The 16,626-nt window shown below is 73.3% G+C and carries 9 protein-coding genes; 1 reads left to right on the plus strand and 8 read right to left on the minus strand.

Features of this window, described 5'->3' with window-relative positions; genetic code table 11:
• Positions 1-944, minus strand: a 944-nt coding sequence (locus HZS56_RS16730) for a maltotransferase domain-containing protein (RefSeq protein ID WP_216721491.1), incomplete at its 3' end; no start/stop codon positions are given.
• A gap of 396 nt (positions 945-1,340) precedes the next feature.
• On the opposite strand from HZS56_RS16730, the gene HZS56_RS16735 reads away from it, so the two are divergent.
• Positions 1,341-3,959, plus strand: coding sequence for a glycosyltransferase family 1 protein (locus HZS56_RS16735; protein ID WP_216721492.1), 2,619 nt, complete (start codon positions 1,341-1,343; stop codon positions 3,957-3,959).
• A 51-nt stretch (positions 3,960-4,010) separates the two neighbouring features.
• Here the strand turns inward: HZS56_RS16735 and HZS56_RS16740 are convergent, their stop codons facing one another.
• The 7 genes from HZS56_RS16740 to HZS56_RS16770 form a co-directional block, all read right to left on the minus strand.
• Complete coding sequence (locus tag HZS56_RS16740) at positions 4,011-4,520, minus strand: DUF1990 domain-containing protein (RefSeq protein ID WP_216721493.1); 510 nt, start codon at positions 4,518-4,520, stop codon at positions 4,011-4,013.
• 98 nt (positions 4,521-4,618) lie between these two features.
• On the minus strand, positions 4,619-6,268 hold the full coding sequence (locus HZS56_RS16745; protein WP_216721494.1) for a M4 family metallopeptidase: 1,650 nt from the start codon (positions 6,266-6,268) through the stop codon (positions 4,619-4,621).
• Between the two features lie 309 nt (positions 6,269-6,577).
• Positions 6,578-8,632 carry a M4 family metallopeptidase gene (locus tag HZS56_RS16750; protein ID WP_301543039.1) on the minus strand — a complete coding sequence of 685 codons (2,055 nt, stop codon included), beginning with the start codon at positions 8,630-8,632 and terminating at the stop codon, positions 6,578-6,580.
• 240 nt (positions 8,633-8,872) lie between these two features.
• Positions 8,873-10,768 (minus strand): ABC transporter ATP-binding protein, encoded by a 1,896-nt coding sequence (locus HZS56_RS16755; RefSeq protein WP_216721495.1) that lies wholly within the window; start codon positions 10,766-10,768, stop codon positions 8,873-8,875.
• A complete protein-coding gene (locus tag HZS56_RS16760) occupies positions 10,765-12,729 on the minus strand; it encodes an ABC transporter transmembrane domain-containing protein (protein WP_216721496.1) in 1,965 nt (654 codons plus the stop codon). Before HZS56_RS16760 ends, HZS56_RS16755 begins: the two co-directional genes overlap by 4 nt.
• A complete protein-coding gene (locus tag HZS56_RS16765) occupies positions 12,726-14,600 on the minus strand; it encodes an ABC transporter ATP-binding protein (protein WP_216721497.1) in 1,875 nt (624 codons plus the stop codon). The genes HZS56_RS16760 and HZS56_RS16765 overlap by 4 nt, the downstream gene beginning before the upstream one ends.
• On the minus strand, positions 14,597-16,489 hold the full coding sequence (locus tag HZS56_RS16770; protein ID WP_216721498.1) for an ABC transporter ATP-binding protein: 1,893 nt from the start codon (positions 16,487-16,489) through the stop codon (positions 14,597-14,599). Before HZS56_RS16770 ends, HZS56_RS16765 begins: the two co-directional genes overlap by 4 nt.
• Between the last annotated feature and the right edge of the window lie 137 nt (positions 16,490-16,626).

Below are 16,626 nucleotides of genomic sequence, written 5' to 3' on the forward strand. Positions count from 1 at the left end.
TCGACGAGGAGGGGCAGGGGGTCGGAGGAGGTGACCAGTTCCCGCAGGGGGTGGCGGGCCAGGACCGCGTCCACCTGCGGCGTCAACGCCCCCGCCAGCCGCGAGGCGGCCGGCCTGCCGTCGTCCCGCAGCGCGTCCACGGCGGCCAGCACCTCCCGCCGGTCCGCCCCGCCGGGCACGTCCGCGGCGGCCCGCTCGTACAGCCGGGCGCCCTCCTCGAGGACCAGGTCCGTGTCCATCCCTTCGGAGCGGGGGAAGAATTCGTACCAGGCGCCGTAGAGGGCGCGTTCGCGTTCGACGAGGAGGGGCAGGGGGTCGGAGGAGGTGACCAGTTCCCGCAGGGGGTGGCGGGCCAGGACCGCGTCCACCTGCGGCGTCAACGCCCCCGCCAGCCGCGAGGCGGCCGGCCTGCCGTCGTCCCGCAGCGCGTCCACGGCGGCCAGCACCTCCCGCCGGTCCGCCCCGCCGGGCACGTCCGCGGCGGCCCGCTCGTACAGCCGGGCGCCCTCCTCGAGGACCAGGTCCGTGTCCATCCCCGCCGGGATCTTGATCCGCGCGTGCCGCCGCCACGTGGTGACCGGATCACTCCACGCCTCCACGGTGTACGACCACCGTCCGGGCTCGCCCGCGGTGACGGTGGCTCCCCAGCGGTCGGTGCCCGGGGCCAGTTCCCGCATCGGCGTCCAGGGGCCGGGCCGTCCCCGAGGGTCTCTCAGGACGACGTTGGCGGCGACCGCGTCGTGCCCCTCGCGGAACACGGTGGCGGAGACCTCGAACGACTCGCCCGTCACCGCCTTCGCGGGCCGGCGCCCCCGCTGGACGACCGGGCGGACGTCCAGTACGGGGATGCGCCCGACGGCGGTGGCACCGCCCGCGGGAAGGGCCGGGGAACCCGGGGAGTCCGGAACTTCGGGGGAGGCCGGCGAGTGGCGTGTGACGGGCATGACCGCTCCTGTCCGCGTCAACGTGGGTGGGCGGATGACTCTGGGGAGATGGGTCCTGCGGTGCGCGTGCGATGCGTACCGCAGGAGCCTTCCCACTCTCTTCCGGTGGGCAATCCGGCACGGTGTTGACTACTCGTGAGTATGTCGACACGCACGGCAACCATGTCCGTCGCCTTCCCGCAAGCCGCTCCCGCAATCAGCGTTCTTCGCGACATGTGCAGCTTTCCGTGCGACCCGAAGTGCCACAAGACGACCGAGGGGGAAAGATCCGGCCATATCGACACGCCGCACGCGTTAGCCCGTCCGGCGAAAGGGGAGGAACCCGTTCAGGCCGAATCGGAGGTCTGGGGGCGAAGGCCCCGGCGACGGACACATCGCACCGGTAACGTCGTGCGGGTGAAGGCGATCCGTCGACTGACCGTCCGTCCCCATCTCCCCGACCCCCTGCGGCCGCTCAGTGATCTGGCCCGCAATCTGCGCTGGTCCTGGCACCCGGAGACCCGCGACCTGTTCCAGTCCGTCGACGCGGGGCGCTGGGCCGAGTCCGGCCGCGACCCCGTACGGCTGCTCGGCACCGTGCCGCCCGCGCGTCTCGCGGAGCTGGCCGAGGACCGGCGCTTCCTGCGCCGGCTGACCGCGGTGGCCGACGACCTCGACCACTACCTGACCGGCGACCGCTGGTACCAGGCCCAGCCGGGCCGACTGCCCGCCGCCGTCGCCTACTTCTCGCCCGAGTTCGGCATCACCGCCGCCCTGCCCCAGTACTCCGGGGGTCTCGGCATCCTGGCCGGCGACCACCTGAAGGCGGCCAGCGACCTGGGCGTGCCGCTCGTCGGCGTGGGCCTGCTCTACCGCCACGGCTACTTCCGCCAGTCCCTCTCGCGGGACGGCTGGCAGCAGGAGCACTACCCCGTCCTCGACCCCCACGAGCTGCCGCTGGCGCCCCTCAGGGAGACCGACGGCACCCCCGCCCACGTCGCCCTCGCGCTGCCCGGCGGCCGGGAGCTGCGGGCCCGTGTCTGGCTGGCCCAGGTCGGCCGGGTGCCGCTGCTCCTGCTCGACTCGGACGTCGAGGAGAACGACCCCGGCGAACGCGGCGTCACCGACCGGCTCTACGGCGGCGGCAGCGAACACCGGCTCCTCCAGGAGATGCTCCTCGGCATAGGAGGTGTCCGGGCGGTACGGACGTACTGCCGGCTCACCGGCCACGCCGCGCCGGAGGTGTTCCACACCAACGAGGGCCACGCCGGTTTCCTCGGTCTGGAACGCATCGCCGAACTCTGCGACGAGGGCATGGAGTTCGGCCCGGCCCTTGAGGCGGTCCGGGCCGGGACCGTCTTCACCACCCACACCCCGGTCCCGGCCGGCATCGACCGCTTCGACCGCGAGCTGGTCGCCCGCCACTTCGGCCCCGACTCCGAACTCCCGCGCATCGACGTCGAACGCGTCCTCAGGCTCGGCATGGAGACCTACCCGGGCGGCGAGCCGAACCTCTTCAACATGGCCGTCATGGGACTGCGTCTGGCCCAGCGCGCCAACGGCGTCTCCCTGCTGCACGGCGGCGTCAGCCGCCAGATGTTCGCCGGGCTGTGGCCCGGATTCGACGCCGAGGAGGTGCCCATCACCTCCGTCACCAACGGCGTGCACGCCCCGACCTGGGTGGCGCCCGAGGTGTTCCGGCTCGGTGCCCGGCAGATCGGCGTGCAGCGGGCCGAGGACGCGCTGAGCGTCGGCGGCTCGGACCGCTGGGACTCGGTCGCCGACATCCCCGACCAGGACATCTGGGAGCTGCGCCGCACCCTGCGCGAACAGCTCGTCGAGGAGGTGCGCGAGCGGCTGCGCGCCTCCTGGCGGCAGCGCGGCGCCGGGACGGCCGAGCTGGGCTGGATCGACGACGTCCTCGACCCGGACGTGCTCACCATCGGCTTCGCGCGGCGCGTCCCGTCGTACAAGCGCCTCACGCTGATGCTGCGCGACCGGGACCGGCTGACGGAGCTGCTGCTGCACGCCGAGCGGCCGGTCCAGATCGTCGTCGCCGGCAAGGCGCACCCGGCGGACGACGGCGGCAAGCGGCTGGTGCAGGAGCTGGTGCGGTTCGCGGACGACGCACGGGTGCGCCACCGCATCGTGTTCCTGCCGGACTACGGCATGGCCATGGCGCAGAAGCTCTACACGGGCTGCGACATCTGGCTGAACAACCCGCTGCGGCCCCTGGAGGCCTGCGGCACCAGCGGCATGAAGGCGGCGCTCAACGGCTGCCTCAACCTGTCGGTCCTGGACGGCTGGTGGGACGAGTGGTACCGGCCCGACTTCGGCTGGGCGATCCCCACCGCCGACGGCGCGGGCACCGACCCCGACCGGCGCGACGCCATAGAGGCCGCCGCCCTCTACGACCTCCTGGAGCAGCGGATCACCCCGCGTTTCTACGAGCGGGGTGCGGGCGGGCTGCCCGACCGGTGGATCGAGATGGTCCGCCGGACCCTCAGCCTGCTCGGCCCGAAGGTGCTGGCGGGCCGCATGGTCCGCGAGTACGTCGAGCGGCTCTACGTCCCGGCCGCCGACGCGCACCGCGCGATGGACCCGGCCGCCGCCCGTTCGCTCGCCGAGTGGAAGTCCCGGGTGCGGGGCGCCTGGCACGGCGTCAGCGTCGACCACGTGGAGACGTCCGCCGCCGGCGCCAGCGCCGAACTCGGCAGCTCGCTCGCGCTGCGGGTGCGGGTGAACCTCGGCGAGCTCGCGCCGGAGGACGTGGAGGTGCAGGCGGTCTCCGGCCGGGTGGACTCCGAGGACCGGATCACCGACGCGTCGAAGGCGCCGCTGAAACCGGTGGGCGGGCCCGACCTGGAGGGGCGCTGGCTGTACGAGGGCCCGCTCGCCCTGGACCGCACCGGCCCCTTCGGCTACACGGTCCGCGTCCTGCCCGCGCACCGGCTGCTGGCCTCCGGCGCGGAGACGGGGCTGGTGGCGGTCCCGTCGGACGACCTGGTGCAGGGGGCGGGGCTGCTGATGCGGTGAGCGCCGGGCGACGGCGGGGAGGCGGCGGAAGTCCGTGCGGGCCGGGCGGGCTCAGTCCTCCTCGTCGCCGCCGCTCAGCCGCCGCAGCACCGTGCCGCAGCGTCGGGCGTAGGCGTGCTGGAAGGCGCGGGTCGCCGGACCGCCGGCCTTGGCGTACCACTTGGCGGGACGGCTGAAGGCGTGCACGGTCAGCCAGACCGTGCCGTCACCCGTGCGGTCCACCACGAAGGCCTCCTCGCCGGACTCGGGGTGGCCGTGCAGTGTGCCGTAGGCCCAGCCGGCCCGGCGGCGCTCCTCCAGGGTCCACACCACCCGGCAGGGCGCCTTGATCATCCCGGCGAGGGTGACGGTGACGTCGACACCGGGGGCGGCACGCTTGGCGTCCGCTTCGATGCCTACGCCCAGCTCCCGGTGCATCTCCCAGGTGAGCAGGGCCTCGACCGCCCGCTGGAACACCGGTTCGCCCTCCCCGAGGCGGGTGCGTACGTTCATGGGGCGGAAGCCGGGCGGGCAGTGCCCCTGCTCGCGCGTGGCGCCGACGTCGTCGTACGTGAAGGACATGGGCACCAAGACTAGGGCGACACCCGGGAACCGCTGGTTCCGGGTGTCGCCCGCCGTGTTGCCGCCGCTGTGGCCCGCGGTCGGCTCACGTCGATCGGTCAGCCCACGTTGATCGCGGTCCAGGCCGCGCCGACCGTCTCGTACTCCGTGCTGTCCTCGCCGTACAGGTCCGAGGCAGCGCTCAGGGTCGCCTCGCGGGCGCCCGCGTAGTCGGTCGTCGACGTCATGTACGCGGTCAGCGCCTTGTACCAGATCTGCAGGGCCTTGTCGCGGCCGATGCCGTCGACGGTGGAGCCGTCGGAGGTCGGCGAGTCGTACTCCACCCCGTCGACCGTCCGGGCCCCGCTGCCCTCGGCCAGCAGGAAGAAGAAGTGGTTGGCCGGGCCCGAGGAGTAGTGCACGTCGACGTCGCCGAGGCCGGATTCCCAGTAGTCCTTGGACGCGCCGTCCTTGCTGGGCTCGTCCATGTAACGCAGCGGCGTGCCGTCGCCGTTGATGTCGATCTGCTCGCCGATGAGGTAGTCGCCCTTGTCGACGGAGCTGTTCGCGAAGTACTCCACGCCGGTGCCGAAGATGTCGGAGGTGGCCTCGTTGAGGCCGCCGGACTCGCCGCTGTACTCGAGGCCCGCGGTGTGGGAGGTGACGCCGTGGCTCATCTCGTGCCCGGCCACGTCCAGCGAGGTGAGCGGGTTGGAGTTGTCCGTGCCGTCGCCGTACGTCATGCAGAAGCAGGCGTCCGACCAGAAGGCGTTGACGTAGTCGTCGCCGTAGTGGACGCGGGAGTAGGCGGCCTCGCCGTCGTTCTTGATGCCGCTGCGCCCGAAGCTCTCCTTGTAGAAGTCCCAGGTGACCTGGGCGCCGTAGGCGGCGTCGACGGCGGCGGTCTGGTCCTCGGGGTCGCTGGAGGCCTCGCCGGTGCCCCAGGTGTCGTCGTCGTCGGTGAACAGCGTGCCGGTGCCGTCGGTCGCACGGGCCAGGTTGTACGTCTTGTGGCCGCCCCGCTCGGTGTCGTGCATCTCGTACCCGGAGCCCGACTGCGTGGTGCCGATCTCGACCTCGCCCGAGTACAGGCTCTTGCCGGCGCCGTTCTCGATGCCCTGGTACTCGTAGAGCTTGGCGCCGGTGGCGGCGTCGGTGACGACGTGCAGTTCGTTCGGGGTGCCGTCGTCCTGGAGGCCGCCGACGACGGTCTCGTAGGCGAGGACGGGCTTGCCGTCGCCCGCCCAGATCACCTTGCGGGGCGCGGAGTCGGCCGCGGCCTTCGACGAACCGGCGTCCTCGGCGGCGGACAGCGCCTGCTGCTCGGCCTTGGCCGCCTTGACCTTCGGTGTGACGGTGGCGACCTCGATGGCGGCCTTCGTCGCCTTGGTGACGCCTCTGGTGGCGCCGGCCCCGGTCTTGTGCACGACCAGGTCGCCGCCGAGCACGGGCAGGCCGTCGTAGGTGCGCTCGTAGCGAGTGTGCACGGCGCCGTCGCGGTCCTTGACCACGTCCTTGACGACCAGCTTCTCCTTGGCGCCGAGGCCTATCTCCTGCGCCGTGGCGGTCGCCGTGTCCTGCTGCTCCTGTATGAGCGCGGTGCGGGCGCTGCCCGACAGCGTGACGGGGGCGCCCGGGAGCGCGGTCGGCGCGGCGGCGTCGGCGGCGGCGTTGCCGGCGGTCAGGCCGGTGGTGAGCATCGCCCCGGCCGCGACCGCGGTGGCGAGGACCAGTGGGGTGCGCTTGCGACGCGCGAAGTGGGAGGACACACAGACTCCTTCGGTGGGGGGTCCGGCCGGTGTGTGGGGGCCCGGCCGGTCGCTGCGAAGTTGTGCGGTTGGTGACGGAAGAGTGACATCGAAGCCGCGTACATGTCAGGAGGGCGTGATGATGTTGGCCGAAAACCGATGCCGGGGCGGGTGTTGCGGGAATGTGAAGACGCGTGACCTCGGTCAAGTGCCAACAAGACGGGGGCAATCAGCTGGCAAAAAACCGGCGGACATGGAGAGGGCGCCGCCCCGGAGGAGTCGAACCTCCGGGACGGCGCCCCGACTTGGGCGGCACGCCCGTCGGCCGGCCTACGGGAAGGTCAGCCGCCAGGCGTCGAGGCGGCCGGTGTCCGCCGGGCCCTGGTCCTGGACGCGCAGCTTCCAGGTGCCGTTCGCCGCTTCGGAGGAGGCGTCGACCGTGTAGGTCTCGTGCACGTCCGCCACCGGGTCGTAGCCGCTGTTCTTCAGGCGGTACGCCGTGCCGTCCGGGGCGATCAGGTCGATGCGCAGGTCGCCGCGCCAGGTGTGCACGATGTCCACGCCCACCCGGAGGTTGCCCGGCGCGTTGCCGGTGCGGCCCGAGACCGTGAGGGACGAGGTCACCGCCGGCCCGTAGTCGGGGATGTCCACGTCCGCGGTGCTCTCGAAGGTCGTGCCGTCACCGCCGCCGCCGTCACCGGGCCGCGCGCCGACGTTGATGCCCGCCCACGCGTTCTGCACCGCCGTGTACTCGGCGCTGTCCGTGCCGTACAGCTCACCGGCCGCCGCGAGGGTGCCGGTGCGGGCGCCCGCGTAGTTGGTCGTCGACGTGAACTTGGTGGTCAGCGCGCGGAACCAGATCTTCTCCGCCTTGGCGCGGCCGATGCCGGTGACCGGGAGGCCGTCCGAGGTGGGCGAGTCGTAGGTGACACCGTTGACGGTCCTGGTGCCGCTGCCCTCGCTCAGCAGGTAGAAGAAGTGGTTGGCAGGACCGGACGAGTAGTGGACGTCCACCCCGCCGATCCCCGAGTACCAGTAGTCCTTGGACGCGCCGTCCTTGCTGGGCTCGTCCATGTAACGCAGCGGCGTGCCGTCGCCGTTGATGTCGATCTCCTCGCCGATGAGGTAGTCGCCGACGTCGGAGGGGTTGTCCGCGTAGAACTCGACCGAGGTCCCGAAGATGTCGGAGGTGGCCTCGTTGAGGCCGCCGGACTCGCCGCTGTAGTTGAGGCCCGCGGTGTGCGAGGTGACGCCGTGCGTCATCTCGTGCCCGGCCACGTCGATCGCGGTGAGGGGGTTGGAGTTGCCGCTGCCGTCGCCGTACGTCATGCAGAAGCAGCTGTCCGACCAGAAGGCGTTGACGTAGTTGTTGCCGTAGTGGACCCGGCTGTACGCGGCCGCGCCGTCCCCGCGGATGCCCGAACGGCCGTGCACCTCCTTGTAGTAGTCCCAGGTCAGCGCCGCTCCGTAGTGGGCGTCGGCGGCGGCGGTCTGCGGGTCGGAGGCGCTGCCGTCGCCCCACACGTCGTCGGCGTCGGTGAACAGCGAACCGGTGCCGGACGAACCGCCGTTCAGGTTGTACGTCTTGTGGTTGCCGCGCGCGGTGTCGGTCAGCGTGTACGACGACCCGGACCGCGCGGTGCCCAGTGTCACGGTCCCGCTGTACAGGGTGTGGCCGGTGCCGTTCTCGATGCCCTGGTACTCGTAGAGCTTGGCGCCGGTGGCGGCGTCGGTGACGACGTGCAGTTCGTTCGGGGTGCCGTCCTCCTGGAGGCCGCCCACGACCGTCTCGTACGCCAGGACCGGTGTGCCGCTCGCCGCCCAGACGACCTTGCGCGGGGCACGGTCGGCGCCGGGCTGCTCGGCACCGGCGCTCTTCGCGGCGGCCACGGCCTGCGCCTCGGCCTTGGCGGCGGAGATCCTCGGCGTCACGGTGGCGGGCCTGATGGCCTTCTCCGTGGCCTTGACGACCTCTCCGGTCCTGGTGCCGTCGCCGGTCACCACGAGGTCGCCGCCGAGCACGGGCAGGCCGTCGTAGGTGCGTTCGTACCGCGTGTGCAGGGTGCCGTCGCGGTCCTTGACCACGTCGCGGACGACCAGCTTCTCCTTGGCGCCGAGGCCCAGGTCGTCGGCGGTCCGCGCCGTGGCCGCGTCGGCCTCGCGGAGCAGTGCGGCGCGCTGGGCCGGGGTGAGTCCGACCTGCTCGGTGCCCTTCGCGGGGGACGGCCCGGGGGCCGCGGTGGCGGCGCCGGACTGGACCGCCGTGGCGATCAGCGCGGCGACACCGGCCAGCGCGACGGCCGCGGCACGCCGGTGCATGGACCGGCGGGCGGTGGTGCGGGGGGTGGTGCGGGACGTGCGTCTGTGGGGAGGGATGCTGCTCAACGGTGACTCCTTCTGCGCGGCCGCGGGTCGCGCGGCCTGGGGAGACCGGCCGGCGGGTGGCCGGCCGGGCGGAGCTGTGCGGTACGCAGAAACCACGTGCGATGAGCCGGCCGCCGCACGGCGCTCGTGAGGGAACTGTGGGGGCGCTGTGAAGGGGCCGACGGAAGAGTGGCAGGAGAAAGCGCTACTTGTCAGGAGCGCGTCAGCAAGTTGGCCGGAAATGGTTCGTTGACCGGGCGTTCACTTCCGATAAACGGAATCTTCGCCGCCCCGGTCCCCGGCCGGTCCTGCCCCGTCCCCGGCCGGAGACGCCTCGGCTCCGGCCGCCGTTCCGGTCGGCGGCTCTCCGCGCGCGGACAGCTTTCCGTGTGCGGACGGGTCTCCGTGCGCCGACGGCTCTCCGTGCCACGATCCCCACAGTGCCGCGTAGGCCCCGCCCGACGTCACCAGCTCGTCGTGCGTGCCGAGTTCGGTCAGCAGGCCGTCCTCCATCACCGCCACCCGGTCGGCGTCGTGTGCCGTGTGCAGGCGGTGGGCGATGGCGATGACCGTACGTCCCCGGAGCACGGCGGCGAGCGCCTGCTCGGTCTGCCGGGCCGTGGTCGGGTCGAGCAGGGCGGTGGCCTCGTCCAGGATCAGCGTGTGCGGATCGGCGAGCACCACGCGGGCCAGCGCGAGTTGCTGGGCCTGAGGACCGTCGGTGGAGTACGCGTCCTGAGCCGGCCCCAGCCCGGTGCCGAGGCCGTCGGGCAGTGACCGCACCCACTTCTCGGCGCCCACGGCGGCCAGTGCCGCCCACAACGCGTCGTCCGTCGCCTCCGGTTCGGCGATCAGGAGGTTGTCACGGACCGTACCCAGGAACACGTGGTGCTCCTGGGTGACCAGCACCACCTGACGGCGCAGCCGTTCCGGTCCCAGGGCGACCACGGGCACCCCGCCCACCGTCACCGAACCCTCCGTGGGCGCGTCCACACCGGCCAGCAGCCGGCTCAGCGTCGTCTTGCCCGCCCCGGAAGGGCCGACGACCGCCAGCCGTTCGCCCGGCCGCACGGTCAGGTCCACCCCGCGCAGCACCTCGCCGCCCCGCTCGTAGGCGTACCGCACCCCCGACACGTCGATGCGGTCGTCCGCCGGGACGGCCGAGTCTTCCACCGCCGCCCGCGGCGCCGCCGCCAGGCCCTCCGCCCGGGCGAAGGAGGCGGCACCGGCCTGGAGCTGCTCGATCCGCATCAGCACCTCGTCGAGCGGTCCGGACAGCTGCTGGAGGTACACCGCGCAGGACACCACCGCCCCGAGGCTCACCGACCCGTGCGCGTGCAGGAACCCGCCGGACAGCAGCACGCCCGCCACGGGGAGCACGTACGAGATGTCCACCGCGGGGAGGAACACGCTGCGCAGGAACAGGGTGCGCATGCGGGCGCGCCGCGAGACCTCCAGCGCCTCCCGGCTCGTCGCCACCCGCCGGCCCGCCAGCCCGAACGCCTCGACCGTGCGGGCCCCCGCCACCGTGGCGGACAGGCTCTCCGCGACCTCCGAGCCGGCCGCGCCCTCGGCGAGGTAGCCCGACCGCGCCCGGCGCAGGTACCAGCGCAACGCCAGCCAGGCCGGTGTCAGGCCCAGCACGCCGACCAGGCCGAGCAGCGGGTCGAGCACGAACACCGCGCCGGTGAGGAACACCGCCTGCACGGAGTTGACCAGCAGCTCGGGGCCGGCGTCGCGCAGCGTCGTACCGACCGTGGTCACGTCGGCGGTGCCGCGCGTCGTCAGGTCGCCGGTCCCGGCCCGCTCGACCACGGACGCGGGCAGGGCCAGCGCCCGGTCCACGTACCGCTCCCGTACCCGGGCGAGCGTCCGCTCCCCGAAACGGTGCCCCACGAAGCGCGCCCAGCGGGACAGCAGCAGTTGGGCCAGCGAGCACAGCAGGATGGCCAGCGCCATCCGGTCCACGGCGCCGGCCCCGCCCCCGGCGCGCACCTCGTCGATGATCCGGCCCAGCAGCCACGGCCCCGCGAGCCCCGCCCCGGCGGCCAGCGCGTTGAGCCCGAGGACGGCGGCGAAGGACCTCCGGTCGGCGCGTACGAGGCCGGCCGCCGCGCGGCGGACGTCGGCGGGCTCGGCGACGGGCAGCTGGGTCATCGGACCGCCTTGTCGGTTCGGCCGTCGCGGCGGTCCCTGCCCTCGCGGCCGTCCCTGTCGTCTGCGTCGTTGCCGTCTGCGTCGTTCCTGTCGCTTCCGTCTCCCCTGTCGTGCCCGTCGTTTCCGTTGCCGCCCCCGTCGTGTCCGTCGCCCCCGTCGTGTCCGGCGCCTCCGTCGTCCCGGGCAACCAGGGCGCGGTACTCCGGCTCGGTGTCCAGGAGTTCGCGGTGGGTGCCGGTGGCGGCGACCTTGCCGTCGACCAGGTGGTGCACGACGTCCGCGCGGTCCAGCAGGAGCGGAGAGGTGGCGGCCAGGACGGTCGTCCGGCCCTTCCTGGCCTCCCGCAGGCGGTCGGCCACGGTGGCCTCCGTGTGGGCGTCCAGGGCGGAGGTGGGTTCCGCGGCGAGGAGTACTTCGGGGGCGGCCAGGAGGGCGCGGGCCAGGCGGATGCGCTGGCGCTGGCCGCCGGAGAGGTCGCGGGCCTGGGCCGCGACGTGGGATTCGAGTCCTCCGGCGAGGCCTCGGACGATGTCTTCGGCGGCGGCCGCGTGGAGGGCGGCGGCGACTTCCGCCTGCGCGTCCGCCCCGGTCGGCCGTTGGGCGGGTACCGGATCGTCGTGTCCGGTCGCGCCCGCGCGGCGGAGCCGCACATCGGTACCGCCACCGCCCCTCGGGTGCCTCCCGTGAGCCCCGATCACCTCGCTCAGGGTGCCCGCGAAGATGTCCGCCTCCGCGTCCGCCAGCAGGATGCGGGAGCGGATCCGGGGGAGCGGGATGTCGGTCAGGGGGACGTCTCCCCAGGTCGCGTCCGACGGGGTGTAGCGGCCCAGGCGGTCCAGTACCTCGGTGGCGTCGGACGGGCGGGACGTGACGAGGACGGTCAGGCGGCCCGGGGCGATCCGTACCCCCGAGGCCGGGTCGTACAGCACCGACGGCTCCGCGGGGGCGTCCAGGGTGCCCTCGTCCGGGACCGGTTCCAGGCGCAGGAACGTGACGACGCGGCGGGCGGCCACCACGCCCCGGCTCAGCTGGTGGCCCATCTCGATGAGGAACGCCACCGGCCAGCCCAGCGCGACCACATAGCCGTACACCGACACCAGTTCGCCCACGCTGATGTGCCCCTGCACGGCCAGCCGGGCGCCCAGCCAGGTCACCAGGGCCAGGAACAGCACCGGCAGGCCCACCCCGAGGGCCTGGATCCAGCTGGTCACCGCGCCGACCCGGTAGCCCTGCTCGCGCAGCCGGGCCGAGTCCCGGCGGAAGGCGTCCGCGACCAGGTTCTTGCCGCCCAGCCCGTTCAGGACCCGCAGCCCGCCCGCGAGGTCGCCGATCCGGGCGGTCAGCACCGACTGCCGCTCGCGGTACTCGGCCTCCCTGCCCTGCAGACGGCCCATGAGCGGGCCGAGGAGCACCGCGAGCGCGGGCACCCCGAGCAGCACCACGAGGGCGAGCCGGGGCGACACCGACAGCATCAGCGCGCCGACCACCGCGTAGGCGACGACCGCCCCGAAACCCGGCCCCACGGCCGTCAGGGACGTGCTGATGGTCTGCACGTCGCCCACGCCGATGGTGACGACCTCGCCGGTCCCCACCTGGCCGCGCAGCGCCGCGCCGAGCCGCGCGGCGTGCCCCACGACCACCTTGACCGTGCGGAAGTTGGCGTCCATCCGCACCTTCGTCATCGTGCGGTGCCGCACCATGCCCAGCCATGCGTTGACCCCGCCGACGGCGACCATGGCGCCCGTCCAGCCGGCCAGCGCGCCCATGTCCCCCGGCTCCAGGCCGTGGTCGACGGCCCGGGCCATCAGATACGGCGTCGCCGCCAGCAGCACCATCCAGACACTGGCGAGCACCGCCCCCGCCAGGCACCGCGGCCACTGCCGCCACACCAGCCACGCCAGGTACCGCCAGCCACCCCGGGTCTCCGGTGTGCCCGGGTCCTCGTACGCGTCGATCCTCACGCCAGGCTGTCCCGCCAGGCCCGGTGCAGGTCGGCGAACCTGCCCGCACCGGCGACGAGTTCGTCCGGGGTGCCGTCCTCCACGATCCGGCCCCGCTCCATCACCAGCACCCGGTCGGCGATCTCCACGGTCGACAGCCGGTGCGCGATCACCACCGCCGTACGGCCCTTCAGCACCGTCGTCATCGCCCGCTGCACCGCCCGCTCCCCCGGGACGTCCAGCGAGCTGGTCGCCTCGTCCAGGATCAGCACCGCCGGGTCCGCGAGCAACGCCCGTGCGAACGCCACGAGTTGCCGCTGACCGGCGGAGATGCGCCCGCCCCGCTTGCGTACGTCGGTGTCGTAGCCGTCGGGCAGGGCGGCGACGAAGTCGTGGGCGCCGATCGCCTTCGCGGCCCGCTCGATCTCCTCCCGCGTCGCCTCTGGGCGGCCGATGGCGATGTTGTCGGCGACCGTCCCGGAGAACAGGAACGCCTCCTGCGTCACCATCACCACCCCGCGCCGCAGTTCCGGTACGGCCAGGTCGCGCAGGTCGGTGCCGTCCAGGAGGACGCGCCCGGCGGAGGGGTCGTAGAACCGGGCGAGCAGCTTGGCCAGCGTCGACTTGCCCGCGCCGGTCGAACCGACGACGGCGACGGTCTGCCCGGCCGGGAGGGTCAGGTCGAAGCGCGGCAGCACCTCGCCGCCGGTGCGGTACCCGAAGCTCACCGAGTCGAAGACGACCTCGCGGCCGGGGTGCTCCGACGCCGGCGGCGGCAGCTGCTTCGGCGCGGTCGGCTCGGGCACCGACGGCGTCTGGGCCAGCAGCCCGGCGATCTTCTCCAGGGAGGCCGCCGCCGACTGGTAGGAGTTCAGGAACATGCCGAGCCGGTCGATCGGGTCGTACAGGCGGCGCAGGTAGAGCACCGCCGCAGCCAGCACGCCGAGGGCCAGCGTGCCGTCGGCGACGCGGTAGGCGCCCCACAGCACGATCCCGGCGACGGCCGTGTTGGCGACCAGCCGCGAGCCGGTGACGTAACGGGCCATCTCCAGCAGGGCGTTGCCGTTGGTGTGCTCGTGGCGGCGGTTCAGCACCGCGAAGTCGGCGTCGTTGGCGGCCTCCCGGCGGAAGGCGCGCACCGGCCGGATGCCGTTCATCGTCTCCACGAACTTCACGATCACCGCCGCGATCGCCGTGGACCGCTGCCGGTACACCCGCCCCGCCCGGCGCCGGTACAGCCGCACCAGCGCGTACAGCGGCACGAACGACGCCACCGCGACGGCGCCCAGCCCCAGGTCCAGCCAGAGCAGCAGCGCGGCGATGTAGACGAAGGACAGGACGACCGTCACCAGCTCCTGGAGGCCCTCGTCGAGCAGTTCGCGCAGGGACTCCACGTCCGTGGTGGAACGGGAGATGAGGCGGCCCGAGGTGTAGCGCTCGTGGAAGTCGACGCTCAGCGCCTGCGCGTGCCGGAAGATCCGGCCCCGCAGGTCGAGCAGGACGTCCTGGCTGACCCGGGCCGCGGCGGCGATGAAGCCGTACTGCAGCGCGCCCGCCGCCAGCGAGCACAGCAGGTAGCCGGCGCCGACCGCGATCAGCGGACCGTGGTCGTCGTCCCGCAGGGTCGGCACGGCATGGTCGATGGCGTACGCCACCAGCAGCGGACCCGCCTGCACCGCCGCCTGCTGGAGCAGCAGGAGCAGCACGGTGAGCGCGACGCGGGGCTTCATGGGCGCGAGCAGGGAGCGCAGCAGCGCGCCGGTCGCGCCCGGCGGACTGGGCAGGACGTCCTGGTCGAAGGCGTCGTCGGCGGTGGTGCCGGTCGCCGGGTCTCCGGTGCCCGGTTCCTCCGGTTGGTCCCTCTCCGGCGCGGTGGCCGTGGGCGCGGTCATCGGCCGTCCCCTTCCTGGAAACCTGCGGCGTCCTCGTGCCCGTCGAGCCCGGACATCAGACGGGCGTACTCGGCGCTGGTGCGCAGCAGTTCGTGGTGCGTGCCCACGGCGGCGATCCGGCCACCGGAGAGCAGGGCGACGCGGTCGGCGAGCAGGACGGTGGAGGGGCGGTGGGCGACGATCAGCGCGGTGGTGTCCGCGAGGACCTGCCGCAGGGCGGCCTCCACCGCGGCCTCCGTGTGCACGTCCAGCGCGGACAGCGGGTCGTCCAGGACCAGGAACCTCGGCCTGCCGACCACCGCCCGCGCGAGCGCGAGGCGTTGGCGCTGGCCGCCGGACAGACTCAGGCCCTGCTCGCCGACCTGCGTGCCGGTGCCCTCGGGGAGCGCGTGCGCGAAGCCGGCCTGGGCGACGGCGAGTGCCCGGTCCAGCTCCTCGGTGCCGGCGCCTTCACCGGCGCCCATCAGTACGTTCTCGCCGACGCTCGCCGAGAAGAGGGTGGGCTCCTCGAAGGCGACGGCGACCATGGCGCGCAGCTCCTCGCGGGACAGGGCGGTGATGTCCTCGCCGTCCAGCGTGATCCGGCCCCCGGTCACCTCGTGCAGGCGCGGGACGAGCGCGGTGAGCGTCGTCTTCCCGCTGCCGGTGGCTCCGACCAGGGCCATGGACTCGCCGGAACGGATGTGCAGGTCGACGTCCGTCAGCAGGGGCGGGGAGCCGGGAGGCGCGTCGGGATAACGGAACCGGACGTTCTCGAACCGGAGTCCGTCAGTCCGCTCGGCTGCGGGCCCCCGCTCCGCCGGGCCGCACGAGCCGTTCCCCGGCGACTCGACCTCCGCGTCCATCACCTCGAAGTACCGGTCCGTGGCCGTCGCCGCCTCCTGGCTCATCGCCAGCAGGAAGCCGATGGACTCCACGGGCCACCGCAGCGCCAGCGCCGTGGACAGGAACGCCACCAGCGTCCCCGCCGACAGCGTTCCGTCGGCGACCCGTACCGCGCCGACCACCAGCGCCGCCCCGATCGCCAGCTCCGGCAGCGTCACGATCACCGCCCAGATGGACGCCAGCAGCCGTGCCTTGCGCAGCTCCGTGCCCCGCAGCCGGTGCGACAACGCGTGGAAGGCGCGGGCCTGGCTGCGGTGCCGGCCGAAGCCCTTGACGATCCGGATGCCGAGCACGCTCTCCTCGACCACGGTCGTCAGGTCCCCGACCTGGTCCTGCGCGCGCCGCGCCACCGCGGAGTACTTCCGCTCGAAGATCCCGCAGACGACCATCACGGGAATTGCGGGTACGAGGACGACCAGGCCCAGCGTCCAGTCCTGGACCAGCATGATGCCCACGCCGACCAGAATCGTCACTCCGTTGACCAGCAGGAACGTCAACGGGAAGGCGAGGAACATACGGAGCAGCATCAGGTCGGTCGTGCCGCGCGACAGCAACTGCCCCGACGCCCAGCGGTCGTGGAACGCCACCGGCAGCCGCTGCAGGTGCCGGTAGAGGTCCGCCCGCATGCCCGCCTCGACACCCGCGAGCGGCCGGGCCACCAGCCACCGCCGCAAGCCGAACAGCAGGGCCTCCGCGACGCCGAGCAGCAGCAGGTACAGCGCCCCGAGCCACACGCCCGCCGGATCGCCGTCGGCGACCGGGCCGTCCACCATCCACTTCAGGACGAGTGGGATCACCAGCGCCACGCAGGAGGCGAGGATCGCGATGACCGCGGCCGTCCCCAACCGAGCGCGCACCGGCCGCACATAGGGCCACAGCCGCAGCAGCGCGCGTACGGTGGAACGCTTCCCGGCAGGGGCCGGAACGTGTTCCGCAGCGGCCGGCGCGGCGTCCGGGGCGGGTTCCGGCGCGAGATCCGGGGCGGGGGCAGGTGTCGTGGGCATCAGGAGCGAGCCTACGGTTCACCACTGACACTGCCCACCGAGTTTCCGCGCGCGCGGGGGTCGTACAGCGGCCTCCCGGGGGTCGTACGGGCGCATCGGCCGATCGGCTGATGCGCCTTCGAGCGCGTCGGCCGATG

Origin of the sequence: Streptomyces mayonensis (assembly GCF_018982965.1) — a bacterium.
Taxonomy (GTDB): domain Bacteria; phylum Actinomycetota; class Actinomycetes; order Streptomycetales; family Streptomycetaceae; genus Streptomyces; species Streptomyces mayonensis.